This window comes from Synechococcus sp. UW140 (genome assembly GCF_900474295.1).
In the GTDB taxonomy this organism is placed as follows: domain Bacteria; phylum Cyanobacteriota; class Cyanobacteriia; order PCC-6307; family Cyanobiaceae; genus Synechococcus_C.
The window spans coordinates 1-12,192 of sequence record NZ_UCOB01000031.1; the positions used below are offsets into that span (position 1 = coordinate 1).

Genomic DNA, 12,192 nt, shown 5'->3' on the forward strand with positions numbered 1-12,192 from the left:
CGAGGACGTCGAACCATCCCCGCTGAGGCGCGCGTCCTACAGCGATCGTCATGAGTAGTGAACGGGTGCGGTTTCCCGCAGGCTGTGGGATACCCGGCGACCTTAACAATTTCAGCGTGACCCGCGGGGCTGTTTGGCATCAGCTGAAATCCGTTGTATCGAAACGCGTTTTTCGAGTTTCTTCGGATTTCCTCGCTTCAAGGTTTCTGTCCTCTCACCTGACCCTGCTGGGATCAGCTTGATCCCCTTGCGGGTCACAATGGGCGCTCCCCAGGGGCATCCATGTCTGCCGATCTGCTCGAACAACCGGTTCTCGGTTCCCGCCGACTCTCCAACGTGCTGGTGGCTCTGATGGTGAGCATCGGAGGCATCGGCTTTCTGATGGCTTCTCTCTCCAGTTATCTCGGTAGGGATCTGCTGCCCCTCGGTCATCCTGCAGCCCTGATTTTTGTGCCTCAGGGTCTCGTCATGGGTCTCTACAGCGTGGCCGCTGCCTTGTTGGCAACGTATCTCTGGTCGGTCATTGCCATTGACGTGGGTTCAGGCAGTAACCGGTTTGATCGTGAGGCAGGGGTGGTCACCATTTCCCGTCGCGGCTTTCGCAAGCCATTCAGTGTGGAGATTCCTCTCAAGGATGTGAAGGCCGTGAAGGTGGAGGTTCGGGATGGTCTGAATCCCCGGCGGCGCATCTCCCTGCGTGTGCAGGGTCGTCGCGACATGCCGCTGACGCGGGTTGGTGAGCCTCTCCCCCTGGCACAGCTTGAGCAGGACGGCGCTGAGCTAGCCCGTTTCTTGGGCGTCAACCTTGAGGGGCTTTGATTGTGATGGCGCGTCGTTCCCTCTGGGCCAGCTGTCTGGCAACCCTCCTTTGTCTGCCTTTGTTGGTGGGTTGCAACCCTGCAACCAATGCGTCTGTTCCGATTGGTTGTGCTCAGGCCAGTAGTCCCTGCCTCAAGGGCAAGGCCACTGTGCTGCTGACCACCAGTCGTGGTGAGATCACTCTCGAACTGGATGGTGATGCGGCTCCGGTAACCGCGGGTAATTTCGTCGACCTCGTCCGACGCGGTGTTTACAACGGAACCGTCTTCCATCGGGTTGTGCGTGAACCGGTGCCGTTCGTTGTCCAGGGTGGAGACCCTGCGTCCAAAGACCCGAACACAGCCAAGGCTGCCTACGGCAGCGGCAGTTTTATTGATCCGGCCAGCGGTCAAGCCCGATACATCCCTCTTGAAGTCAAATTCAAAAAGGAAGACCAACCCCGTTATGGACGGGTGACCAGCAATCCCAGTGATCTCTTACAGATTGAACTGGCTCACGACCGCGGTGCACTGGCGATGGCCCGCTCGCAGGCACCGGATTCCGCCAGCGCTCAGTTCTACATCGCTCTGAGGCCTCTGCCTGAGCTCGATGGTCGCTACGCCGTTTTCGGACGGGTGGTGCAAGGGATGGAGGTTGTTGATGCCATCCAGGCCGATGACCGCATCACCAAGGCGGCCCTGCTGACACCCACGCCTTGAGCTTGCTGCGGCTGTCGCCACAGCGACAGCGGCCAGGGCATTGGCTCAGGCGGGAACACGCCCACCCGTGATCGCCGCCTTCAGCAGTTCGGTGTTCACTCCGGAAGCCCGTTCCAGGGCCACCTTGCCGGTGCGAGCGATTTCGAGAATGCCATAGGGCGCCATCAGTCGCTCCAGAGCCACAAGCTTGCCTGGGTCACCCACCACCTCAAGGGTGAGGGCGTCATCTGCCACGTCCACCACCTTGGCCCGGAAGACCTGCACCAGTTCCAAGATGGCGCTGCGCTGGTCGGGCGGTGCTGCCACTTTGAGAAGCATCAGCTCCCTTTCCACCGCTGGGATCTGCGAGAGGTCCAGCACCTGCAGCACATTCACCAGCTTGTCGAGCTGTTTGGTCATCTGCTGAAGGGTGTTTTCGTCCCCTTCCACCACCATGGTGAGTCGCGAACGCCCCTCAGCCTCGGCCGGACCGACCGCCAGGCTGTCGATGTTGAAGCCACGACGGGCGAACAGACCGGCGATGCGGCTAAGGGCGCCGGATTCATCCTCCACCAGCACGGACAGGGTGTGCTTCATTCCCCTCGTTTCGTTTGCAGCGGACGTGTGCTCTCCAAGTTACGGTCCAGCCAGCTCAGCAAGGCCTGATGAAAGGCATCAGGTGTTTCGTCATGGGGGCAATGGCCGCTGTTGTCGATCACCTCCAAGTTCAGCCAGGGATATTGCTTCAGCAGTTGTTCTCCGATCACTAGAGGGACAAAACGATCCTCCCGGCCCCAGACCAGCAGCACTGGAATGGCCTCCGGACTGGAGGCGAGGCGTTCGATTAGAGCCGGAGCGGTGGCCCCACGCGGTCGGAGGGCCATGCCGATGCTCATCGCCCGGAGGGCACGGGCGGCCGTGGGACGCCGTGCTGGAGCGGCCACCAGTTGATGCAGCTCACGGTCGGTACGGATTGAGCGGTGATAGGCACCCTGAAGGCCAAGGCGGATCAGTGCAGTCCGGCTAATCAGCGGGATCAGCACTTCCAGAGGTAGCAGTCGCATCGCCATCACAACGAAGGGCTTTCTCAGCCGGCGCCAGAAGCGAGATCTGCGGAGTGGCAGTGGTTGCATCAGGGCTGGATCCGGTAGCGGGGCAGCGACGACGGCGGCCACCAGGTCGGGGCGGAGGACTGCTGTGGTGAGGGCTGTTAGCCCTCCAAGAGAATTGCCGACCAGCACCGCCTGCCTGGTGGCATCGGCCCCTACCACCTGTTCGAGAAAGGCGCTGAGCTGTCTGGCCCAGAGGCGGTTGTCGAGAGGTCTGCGATGGTTGTGGCCTGGTTGTTCGGAGCGTCCGAATCCGATCAGATCAAGCCCATACACCCGGTACCCCGCCTCAGCGAGGTGGAGTGCGTTGTGCCGCCAGTGGTCGCTGCTGGCACCGAATCCATGCAGCAGCACTAGTGGTCGACCCTGCCTAGGGCCGTGCACGCGCCAGTGACTTTGCATGCCCTGCCACTGCCAACGTGCGCTTTCCCCCCAGTCGGTTTGGCGCACCACCCCCTGCCCGGCAGTCTGGAGAGCGGTTGCATCCACAGGCATCTGAGCCACGACACATCTCACTATCGCGAAGGTGCTGCCCAGCTGGAGCTTGGCGACGGCTTCTTCCGGCCGGAGTCCAGACCTTCTCGGGATCTCTCCGTGCTGATGGCGGCTTGGCAGTTGCGGCAGCGCGGAGAGAGTCCCTGTCGATGGCTGGATCTGATGGCGGGTTGCGGGATCCGATCCGTGCGCTGGGGGCTAGAAGCGCTGCCAGCGATCCGCACCTCATCAGCGGTCACGCTCACCGTCAACGATGCCGATGCTGCACGCCAGCTCCAGCTGCAGCGCAACCTGGCTCCACTTCGGTCAGCGCGTCTCACCCTCGCCTGTCATCAGGAGCCGGCGGAGGTGCTGTTGCGTCGTGCCTATCTCGATCAGCATCATTTCGACCTCATCGATTTGGATGCCTTTGGCTGTCCGAATGGGCTGCTGCAGGCCAGCTTGCAAGCGCTTGCGTTCGATGGGGTGCTGCTTCTAGCCAGTACGGACGGCCGCTCGCCCACTGGTCATGACAGGGTTGCTGCGGTTCGTAAGTTCGCTGCAGCGGCGCGGACCCATCCGGCCAGTTGGGAAGTGGCCCTGCGCTTGCAACTGGCTGTGCTGGCGCGGGAAGCCTGGATGCTGGGCCGTGGTCTAGAGCCCCTGGCTTGTTTCAGTGATGGCCGCACCTTTCGATTGGCGGTGCGGATGCGGCGACGGCTGGCCGACGGGGAGGAGCAGCAGCTGGGATTGCTTGCCCGTTGTGAGCGATGTGGGGCCCAGGCGATGCAGCCACTGTTGAGGCTGCAGGGTTGGCCGTCTTGTGCTTGCGAGGGCAGCCAGGGGCGTTGGGCTGTGACGGGACCCCTCTGGCTGGGGCCGTTGCAATCGCCTGCTGTGATCAGCGAGCTACTGGAGCTCGCTGATGCTCTGGAGCACACGTTGGCGAAGCCAGGGCGTCGTCTGCTCCAACGTTTGCAGGCCGACCCGGGCTTGCCTGTGTGTTGTTGGTCGACGGCTGAACTAGCCCGACGACTCCAGCTCCAGGGGCCTCCCTCTCTCATCGATCTGGTCGGGGCATTGCAAGCGTCTGGGTATCAGGCCTGCGCCAGCGGGGTGATGGCCGGACAGCTCCGTACAGATGCTCCTCTCGACAGCTTGTTGCAGGTTTGCCGCCATCTCGGCCGTAAGGATCGTTAAATGGGTGTTGAAACGATTTGCCCCCACCATGGCCGCGGAGATTTTTGGAACTGCTGCAATCTTTTGGGTTCTGATCCCCGTTGGTCTTGTGGGCGGAGCCTTGCTGCTCAAGCTCCAGGGTGACTGACGCCAAGCTCCCGATCAGCAAGTCATCCCTTTAGGCTCCTGCACTTGTGCGAGCGAACCCTATGCAGGTTCTGGTGGTTGGAGCAACTGGCACCCTTGGAAGGCAAATTGCCCGCCAGGCCCTGGATGCAGGCCATCAGGTTCGCTGCATGGTGCGAACACCCCGCAAAGCATCCTTCCTCCAGGAGTGGGGTTGCGAGCTCACCCGCGGTGACCTGCTCGAGCCCGCCAGCCTCGATTACGCCCTCGAGGATATGGATGCGGTGATTGACGCTGCCACCAGTCGACCGGACGACCCTCGCAGCGTTTACGAGACGGACTGGAACGGCAAGCTCAACCTGTTCCGAGCCTGTGAGAAGGCTGGGGTTCAGCGTTTGGTCTTTCTCTCTTTGCTGGCTGCAGAGAAGCACCGTCAGGTGCCCTTGATGGACATCAAATACTGCACTGAGAGGCTCTTGGAGGAATCAGAGCTCGACTACACGATCCTGCAGGGCGCAGCCTTTATGCAGGGTGTGATCGGTCAGTTCGCCATTCCCGTGCTCGAAAGTCAGACCGTGTGGGTGAGTGGCAGTCCTACCGCGATCGCCTATATGAACACCCAGGATGTGGCGCGATTCGCCGTGGCTGCGTTGGAGCGTCCTGAAACCGTGCGCTGCAGCTTCCCTGTGGTCGGTCCAAAAGCCTGGAATACCGGTGAAGTGGTACAGCTGTGTGAGCTTTACAGCGGAAAGTCGGCTCGGGTTTTTCGGGTGCCGCCGGCTTTGATCCAGTTGCTGCAAGCCGTCTGCAATTTCTTCGAGTCGGCTGTGAATGTGGCAGAGCGTCTTGCGTTTGTAGAGGTGACTGGTGGCACGGAGGGGCTCGATGCGCCGATGGAGGCCAGCTATGGCGCTTTTGGGCTCGAGGCTTCGGAAACGACCGCGTTGGAGGACTACATCCGTGAGTACTACGAGACGATTCTCAAGCGACTGAAGGCGATGGAGGCTGATCTCGATAAAGACGCCAAGAAGAAGCTGCCCTTCTGATCGCAGCCATGAGCATGACGTCTGTTGGCTTGGCGTCAATTCAAGTCAGAGCTCTAGTCGCTAGCGCAGCAAGACCCGCGAGCAACCGTCGCTACTCCCACCTGTAGTGCAGATGTACTGATTCTTCGGTAAGGTGGCCGGGTCTCCTGCGTCGTCGTTTGCGATGTCCGTCGCTCAAATCAAGAATCTGCAGCGTCGCCTCGACAACCTCAACCGTGAGGCGGAGGCCGAGCTGACCCGATCCTGTGGTCATGAGCTCTGGCGCACGCTCGGTTTCGATGCCTTTGATGGGCTCGAAGATGCGGACCGCAGGGCCACTGCCAACTACTACTACGGCCAGTGGCAGACCGTTCGCGAGCTCCAGGATGTCTTGGGGTGAACCCGAAGGCGTCGCTTGAAAGCTTCGCCTGCTTGGATAGGTGCCGAATTGATCAACTTGGCTTGATGAGTAGCTGCTGTGGCCCTGCGACGCCTCTGGATCAGACCAGTGCCGTTGAAGCCCGCTATGGCGCCGCAGCCCAAGAGCAGGAATCCTGCCTTTGTACGCCTGTCGCCTTTGACCCCAAGTGGTTGAAGGTCATCCCCACTGAGGTGGTTGAGCGTGATTACGGCTGTGGTGATCCCACTCGCTGGGTTGCGTCTGGTGACACTGTGCTCGACCTCGGCAGTGGCAGTGGCAAGAACGCTTTGATCTGTGCCCAGGTGGTGGGCGCAGAGGGTGCCGTGATCGGCGTGGATCGCAATCGCGACATGTTGGGGCTCTCCCGTCGTGCGGCCGCTGTGGTGGCGGAGCGCATCGGCTTCAGCAACGTCAGCTTTCTGGAGGGCGCGATTGAGGCCCTTGATGCACCAGGGCTGGATGGTGCTGCGTTGATCGCCGATGCGAGCGTGGATCTGGTGCTCAGCAATTGTGTGCTCAATCTGGTCAACCCTTCTGCCCGTCAGCGCCTGCTCAACAACATCCGCAGGGTGCTTCGGCCTGAGGGCCGGGTTGCGATCAGCGATATCGTCTGTGATCGCCCCGTTCCTCTCGCCCTGCAGCAGGACCCTGAGTTGTGGAGCGGTTGTATCAGCGGGGCCTGGGAGGAGCAGGCGTTTCTCAACGACTTCAAGTCACTGGGATTCGAAGCTGTTTCCTATGCCGACCGGTCTGAGCAGCCATGGAAAGTGGTGGAAGGCATTGAATTCCGTGCCGTCACCCTCGTTGGTGCCTTGCCGGGTTCGGGGCGCTCCTGCTGCTGAGTAGGCGGTTGAGTCTCCTTGCCTCGTCGGGGCTGACTCGGCGCCACTGCCCTGGGGCCAGGCCCTCCAGGTTCAAGTTTGGTTGGCCATCCATCAGGTCGAGGCTGGTACGGATCAGTCGCAAGGTGGATAAGCCCACCGCCGCTGTCATCCTGCGCACCTGTCTGTTGCGACCTTCGCGGAGTGAGAGGGCAATCCAGCTGGTGGGGATCTTTGCTCGAAAACGGATGGGGGGATTGCGCTCCGTCACCCCGAGACTCAGGGCTGGCTCCAGCAGTGCTGCCTTGGCGGGCAAGGTCATTGTTCCCTGAATGACCAGTCCGCGTTCCAGCTTCTGCAAATGCTCGTGTTTGGCTTCGCCTTCCACCTGGACCCAGTAGGACCGCCAGTGGCCGAAATGAGGGGAGGTGAGCCGATGCTGAAGACGGCCGTTGCTCGTGAGGAGCAGCAGGCCCTCGCTGTCAGCGTCGAGGCGGCCGGCGGCATACACATCAGGGATTGGAACCAGATCCGCTAGACAGCCCCAGCGGCAGTTGGGTTCTGGCGTGAACTGACTGAGAACGCCGTAGGGCTTGTGCAGGAGCAGGGTGGAGAGTTGTTCTGCCATCACCGTGCACCGGCTTGATGTTGAGACATGGCCCGGGATGACGGAGAGGCAGGAGCCGGCTTCATCAACTGGCCTTGGGTGAGGCCATCCCGCTCACAATCCAGAGGGGGAGTCCATCACGCTAGGTAGAGCTTTGACGGGCCCGCCACAAGTTGACAACGCCGATCGAAATCAGCAGCAGTCCAAGATCAAGAGTGAGAGGCGGCAGAATCATTTGCTCCGATCAGCGACATGGACCCTAGAGACAAACAACCGTCCTGTGGTCGAGCAGGTCGCCACCTAAACTGTCCTCAACTACAGAGCTCAATCGCCGGCGCATGATCGAAACCTCGGGCGTGATTGAAAAGGAGCAGGGCAACGGGTTCTACCTCGTGACCCTCGAACAGCCCGCAGGTCACCAGTGTCTGTGCCGTGCTGCCGGCAAGCTCACGAAGTTCCGGATCAAACTGCTGGCTGGCGACAAGGTGCTGGTGGAGATCAGTCCCTACGACCTCACGCGCGGTCGGATTACCTATCGAGAGCGCAATGCCGGAGCCCCAGGTGGACGGCCGGGTGGAAACCGTCCAGGTGGCCCTCGCCGTCGCTGATCCAGGCTGAGCGAACTTGTGCCTCGCTTCCGGTCTGAAGCTGAAGTGTTTGATGGCGTTCTGGATCCGATCAGCGTGCCGTTAGCAGTTGTTCGAGGGCAGCTTTGAACTCTTGGCGCTGTTTGACGCCACGCCACTGTTGTCTGAGCTCCTTGGCTTTGAACAGTTGCACCGTCGGAGTGCCGTTCACTCCGGCTTGTTCAGCGATCTCCTGCTCTGCATCGATATCGATCTCAATTCCTTGGGCTTGCCCCTCAAGTTCGTTGAGAACTCGTTTGAGCTGGGGCTTGAGCACATGGCAGGGGCCGCAACTGGGTGAGGTGTAGACGACCAGAAGTGGCTTGTCGCTGTCGTGATAGAGCTTGCGCAGCGCGTAGCTGCCCTTTTGCCATAGGGCATTGGGGTCATACGTGACCTCTGTAACGGCTTCACTCGGTTGGGGAGTCTCCGCCTGCTTGGGTTCCACCGAGTCCCGTCGCACCAGTTGGGCCAGATTGTGGTGGCTGAGCCAACGCTCGGCCGCGAGGGCGGCCTGGCAGCCGCTGCCTGCTGCGGTGATGCCTTGTCGCCATTCGCCATCAGCCACATCGCCAGCGGCATAGACCCCTTCCTTCGAGGTTTCCGGGCGCCCGGGTTCGGTGATCAGGTAACCCTTGGAGTCGCACTGGAGTTGGTCTTGCAGCAAATCGGTGTTGGGGGTGTGACCGATGGCATAGAAGAGCCCCCGAACCGGCAATTGAGTCTCTTCGCCGCTGATGCGGTGGCGGATGGTGAGTCCGGTCAACCAGTCCTCTCCGAAGGCATCCACCAGTTCAGTGTTCCAGTGCACTGTGATCTGGGGGTTGGCCGTGACCCGATCCGCCATGGCTGCACTGGCTCTCAGTTGATCTGAACGCACCATCAGGTGCACATGGCTGCCGTACTTGGTGAGATACACCGCCTCTTCACAGGCGGAATCACCGCCACCAACCACTGCCAGTTCTGCGTTGCGGAATTGGGGTGTGGCTCCATCGCAGATGGCGCAAGCGCTAATTCCACTGCTCCAAAAGCGTTGCTCGCTTGGAAGCCCGAGGCGATTGGCACTGGCTCCAGTGGCAATGATCAGGGCCTGGGCATGGATGGTGCGGCCCTCGGTCTGAAGCCGGAAGGGTCTTTGGCTTAGGTCGATGGCGTCGGCGTCAGCTTCCACCAGGCGCGTTCCCCAGCGTTCCGCCTGGGCCTTCATCAAGTCCATCAGATCGGGACCGAGCACGCCATCGGGGAAGCCCGGAAAATTCTCAACGTGGGTGGTGGTCATCAGCTGACCTCCGGGGATGCCGCCCCGCTGAAAGCCTGTGATCAGCAGAGGGCTCAGATTGGCTCTTGCGGCATAGATGGCGGCGGTGTAGCCGGCTGGTCCCGAGCCAACAATGACGAGGTTTTCAACGTCACCCTCAGCGGATGTGTCGGATCCAAGCTGCCCGGGGGCGATCATGACTTAGGCGGAACGGGTATGAGTTAAGCCTAGGGGTGATGGCCCGCCTCTGTTGCATTATCTCTGTGGTGTCGCCGGATATTGACCGGAATGACGCCAAGAATTGAGATGGAATTAAAGCGAAATTAATCTGGAATTTAATCTTAGCTTTAGATTTCGAGGGTGTTGTCGCTGGCGTCTCGATCGAGTTGGGGGCGTTTACTCGGTGTTCGAGGCGCTACAAGTACAGATTCCTCAAGCAGTTCTTGGTGATCGCCGATACAGGTGATCCATTCTCGAAATTCCTGGGTGATTGCGTAACTGTCCTCATAGCGCTCAGCGCTGTCGAGTACTGCGATTCTTGTGCTTGCCCAGCAGGTCGCAACGCTGACTCGTCGTTCGATGGCTGCGTCCATGATCTGCTCCCAGATGCGAACAGGCTGCTAGGTCAAGGGGACCATTTGCGCCTGAATTGTGCAGAACTTCGCATTTTTCTACGCAGAATGATGTCGTCATTGCTGCAGGAAATGGGGTAATTCCGGAGTGCGCAGACGGATCACTTCGCCGGCGCCATCGTTCACTGCCTCCAGGGGCAGGCTTGGCCCTCTCCAGCTACCGCCAGCAGTTTCTTTGGCGTCGTCTTCGGGTTGATCGCTGCGAATCCGGTAGGGCTCCGATAGGGACCAACTGCGCGCATAGCTCATCAGCAGTGGATCGGCTGGCGCGAAGATGACGGAGGGGTCTCGAGGAATGTCTTCGATGGCTGCCCGTTCCGAGGACATGCGAACGGCCCTGGTGATGCCCTGCACAAAGCGGCTTCGGGTCACCACGGTGGTGAGGTAGGCCACCACCCTCAGCCGGGGGGCATCGAATCCTTCGGCGCACATGTCGATGCTGACAAGCCAGTCGGCCTGTCCTTCCTGAAATTGGGCGAGCCGTTGGGCGGCGTCTGGATCCTGAGAATGCACCAGGTCCACCCTGTCGCCCTCCTCCTCCAGCAGCCTCCCGATCGCCGAGGCGTGGTCAATGTCGCGGGCGATCACAAGACCACCCGCCCGGGGATGCTGTTGGCGCACACGCTCGAGTTGACGGCGCGCGCGCAGCAGCAGCTGGAGGGCAATGCTGCTGGAATCAGACAGCCGGATGGCGCGCCGCAGGTTGCGAGCACGCCAACTTTCACGTTGTTCAGCAGAGAGTGGTGACACATCCCTGTCGGGCATCCCTTCTCGGCTGTGTTCCACCCAGCCGTCCTGGAAGTGGAACTCCAGAGGGCGAACATCTCCGGCGGCAATCAGTTGCCGCGGCTCTACGCACAAGTCTGGGCTGATTTGTTCCACCAGTTGCCCTTGGGCTTCCACGCGCACGCGCCGGGCTGCGCAGAAGGCCAGGTTGTCCGCTCGGAAGGGCGTGCCTGTTAACCCGAGCCTCAGCCGGCAGCCATGGCTGAGGTCCAGAAAGGTCCGTCCCCAGATGGGCCCATCCGGTTCGTCGGGGTCCATGCCGAGGTGATGGGCTTCATCGGCGATCGCCAGGAGGTCAGGTCCACCCCATTTCTGTATTGCTGCCATCAGGGTGGGGAGCTGACGCGCCGCAGCCTGGTACGTGAGCAGCCATCCATCCGCTTGTTCTAGGAGGCCAGCATTGCTGCACGCTGACCACTCTTCAAGGCTTAAGCCCAAACCAGCGGCCGCATCACGCCATTGGCGCAGGATCGAGGTGCGGTGGCAGAACACCACAAAGCGCGACAGCCTGCCTTCGTGCTGCATGGCTTGAAATCCGAGCAAAGCACCCAGGGTTTTGCCAGCCCCGGGGCCGGCATGCACGAGCACATCTCTTCCCTTGGTGCTGGCTGGATCACTGCGGCGCCGCAGCAGCTGGATCAGTTGTTGTTGCCAGATTCGCGGCCGGATGCGGGGTTGGTCCGCATCGGAGCAGAGAGCGAACGACGGTGCTGCGATGGGACTGATCGGAAAGATGAGTCTTTCTAACCATTCCAAACGGCTCAGGCATCCTTAGCTTCCGGCCATCAGCCCTGCGGGTGAGATCCCATTCGCGCCATGGCCAGACTTCCTTACACACCTGGATCCAGCCCCCAGCAGCCACAGCTGCTGGAGCACTGCTTGGCGCTGGACTGTGACATTGATCCGCTCATCCTCCGCGCCAGGCTCCTCCATCAGCAGGGACGGAATCGCCTAGCTCGAGCCTTGGAGCAGGAGGTGATGCCGCTCTTCTGAGCAGCACACCTCCCCATCGTCAGAGTGCTTCGCTGTGATTCGTCAGAAGCCTCTGCACTTCATCCAACCCTTCGCCTGCCGCTGTGCGGGCCTGCTCGAAATCACCTTCGGCACTCTCCAGAAGTTGGGAGGCGCAACGATCGAGCAGATCCTCTTTCTTTTCTCTGAGCAGGCTGAGCAGTTCACCATCAATCAGATAACGCACAGCCTGGCGTTGTAGATGCTCATCGCTGGCTTCTTCGAGCGTGCCTTCCACCAGTTCCTGGATAAACAGGCGGTGCACTTCACTGCTTCGCAGAAAGCTTTCAGTGGCGTTGATGATGCCGTCTACAAGGGTGCGGTCTGGCTCGGAATTCTCATCCGCCAGCTTGAATTCCCAATCGAGATGTCGGCGCTGCCAGCCCTCTGCATGCAGGCTCGGCATCACTGTTTGGGTAAACGTGTCGACCGAAATCTCATAAATACGTTCAGCCAGGCGTTCGCACCATTCACGGCCGTGCTCTTGGAGAACCTCGCGCATGGCAGTGCGCTCAACCGCATGGCCACCGTGGTGGCTGTGGCAGACGCCATCGGGACACTCGATCGCCTTAAGGCCCATGGGATTGCTCAGGGGGCTCTTTTTGCTTAGCCAGGGTGTCT

At 60.7% G+C, this 12,192-nt stretch carries 16 protein-coding genes; 9 read left to right on the forward strand and 7 right to left on the reverse strand.

What is annotated here, in order from left to right:
• Positions 1 to 282 precede the first annotated feature (282 nt).
• A complete protein-coding gene (locus DXY10_RS12725) occupies positions 283 to 819 on the forward strand; it encodes a photosystem I assembly protein Ycf4 (RefSeq protein WP_115019829.1) in 537 nt (178 codons plus the stop codon).
• 5 nt (positions 820 to 824) lie between these two features.
• On the forward strand, positions 825 to 1,517 hold the full coding sequence (locus DXY10_RS12730) for a peptidylprolyl isomerase (RefSeq protein ID WP_115019908.1): 693 nt from the start codon (positions 825 to 827) through the stop codon (positions 1,515 to 1,517).
• A 45-nt stretch (positions 1,518 to 1,562) separates the two neighbouring features.
• Here the strand turns inward: DXY10_RS12730 and ilvN are convergent, their stop codons facing one another.
• Together ilvN and DXY10_RS12740 are read right to left on the reverse strand one after the other, a co-directional pair.
• A complete protein-coding gene (gene ilvN / locus DXY10_RS12735) occupies positions 1,563 to 2,093 on the reverse strand; it encodes an acetolactate synthase small subunit (protein ID WP_115019830.1) in 531 nt (176 codons plus the stop codon).
• Complete coding sequence (locus tag DXY10_RS12740; protein ID WP_115019909.1) at positions 2,090 to 3,100, reverse strand: alpha/beta fold hydrolase; 1,011 nt, start codon at positions 3,098 to 3,100, stop codon at positions 2,090 to 2,092. The genes ilvN and DXY10_RS12740 overlap by 4 nt, the downstream gene beginning before the upstream one ends.
• Positions 3,101 to 3,199: 99 nt before the next feature.
• Here DXY10_RS12740 and DXY10_RS12745 point away from each other — a divergent pair, with 99 nt between their 5' ends.
• From DXY10_RS12745 to DXY10_RS12765, 5 genes are all read left to right on the forward strand, one after another.
• Entirely contained in the window at positions 3,200 to 4,279 is a 1,080-nt protein-coding gene (locus DXY10_RS12745; protein WP_244282320.1) for a N2,N2-dimethylguanosine tRNA methyltransferase, read from the forward strand.
• Between the two features lie 28 nt (positions 4,280 to 4,307).
• A complete protein-coding gene (gene petM / locus DXY10_RS12750; RefSeq protein WP_115019832.1) occupies positions 4,308 to 4,406 on the forward strand; it encodes a cytochrome b6-f complex subunit PetM in 99 nt (32 codons plus the stop codon).
• A 61-nt stretch (positions 4,407 to 4,467) separates the two neighbouring features.
• Positions 4,468 to 5,430, forward strand: a complete 963-nt coding sequence (locus tag DXY10_RS12755; protein WP_115019833.1) for an NAD(P)H-binding protein — start codon at positions 4,468 to 4,470, stop codon at positions 5,428 to 5,430.
• A 163-nt stretch (positions 5,431 to 5,593) separates the two neighbouring features.
• Positions 5,594 to 5,809, forward strand: a complete 216-nt coding sequence (locus DXY10_RS12760) for a hypothetical protein (protein ID WP_115019910.1) — start codon at positions 5,594 to 5,596, stop codon at positions 5,807 to 5,809.
• 65 nt (positions 5,810 to 5,874) lie between these two features.
• Positions 5,875 to 6,672: a methyltransferase domain-containing protein gene (locus DXY10_RS12765; protein WP_115019834.1), complete on the forward strand. Its 798-nt coding sequence runs from the start codon at positions 5,875 to 5,877 to the stop codon at positions 6,670 to 6,672.
• Here the strand turns inward: DXY10_RS12765 and DXY10_RS12770 are convergent.
• Positions 6,626 to 7,279: a pseudouridine synthase gene (locus tag DXY10_RS12770; RefSeq protein WP_115019835.1), complete on the reverse strand. Its 654-nt coding sequence runs from the start codon at positions 7,277 to 7,279 to the stop codon at positions 6,626 to 6,628. The two genes, DXY10_RS12765 and DXY10_RS12770, sit on opposite strands and share 47 nt — an antisense overlap.
• Before the next feature lie 317 nt (positions 7,280 to 7,596).
• Here DXY10_RS12770 and infA point away from each other — a divergent pair, with 317 nt between their 5' ends.
• On the forward strand, positions 7,597 to 7,866 hold the full coding sequence (gene infA / locus DXY10_RS12775) for a translation initiation factor IF-1 (RefSeq protein WP_006041809.1): 270 nt from the start codon (positions 7,597 to 7,599) through the stop codon (positions 7,864 to 7,866).
• 70 nt (positions 7,867 to 7,936) lie between these two features.
• On the opposite strand, the gene trxB is transcribed toward infA, so the two are convergent.
• The 3 genes from trxB to DXY10_RS12790 form a co-directional block, all read right to left on the reverse strand.
• Positions 7,937 to 9,340, reverse strand: coding sequence for a thioredoxin-disulfide reductase (trxB, locus tag DXY10_RS12780; RefSeq protein WP_115019836.1), 1,404 nt, complete (start codon positions 9,338 to 9,340; stop codon positions 7,937 to 7,939).
• A gap of 149 nt (positions 9,341 to 9,489) precedes the next feature.
• Positions 9,490 to 9,735 carry a hypothetical protein gene (locus tag DXY10_RS12785; protein ID WP_115019837.1) on the reverse strand — a complete coding sequence of 82 codons (246 nt, stop codon included), beginning with the start codon at positions 9,733 to 9,735 and terminating at the stop codon, positions 9,490 to 9,492.
• Between the two features lie 96 nt (positions 9,736 to 9,831).
• On the reverse strand, positions 9,832 to 11,316 hold the full coding sequence (locus DXY10_RS12790; protein WP_244282308.1) for a DEAD/DEAH box helicase: 1,485 nt from the start codon (positions 11,314 to 11,316) through the stop codon (positions 9,832 to 9,834).
• A gap of 60 nt (positions 11,317 to 11,376) precedes the next feature.
• Here DXY10_RS12790 and DXY10_RS14680 point away from each other — a divergent pair, with 60 nt between their 5' ends.
• On the forward strand, positions 11,377 to 11,553 hold the full coding sequence (locus tag DXY10_RS14680; RefSeq protein ID WP_170955848.1) for a hypothetical protein: 177 nt from the start codon (positions 11,377 to 11,379) through the stop codon (positions 11,551 to 11,553).
• A 19-nt stretch (positions 11,554 to 11,572) separates the two neighbouring features.
• On the opposite strand, the gene DXY10_RS12795 is transcribed toward DXY10_RS14680, so the two are convergent.
• On the reverse strand, positions 11,573 to 12,151 hold the full coding sequence (locus tag DXY10_RS12795; protein ID WP_115019912.1) for an EF-1 guanine nucleotide exchange domain-containing protein: 579 nt from the start codon (positions 12,149 to 12,151) through the stop codon (positions 11,573 to 11,575).
• Positions 12,152 to 12,192: the final 41 nt, after the last annotated feature.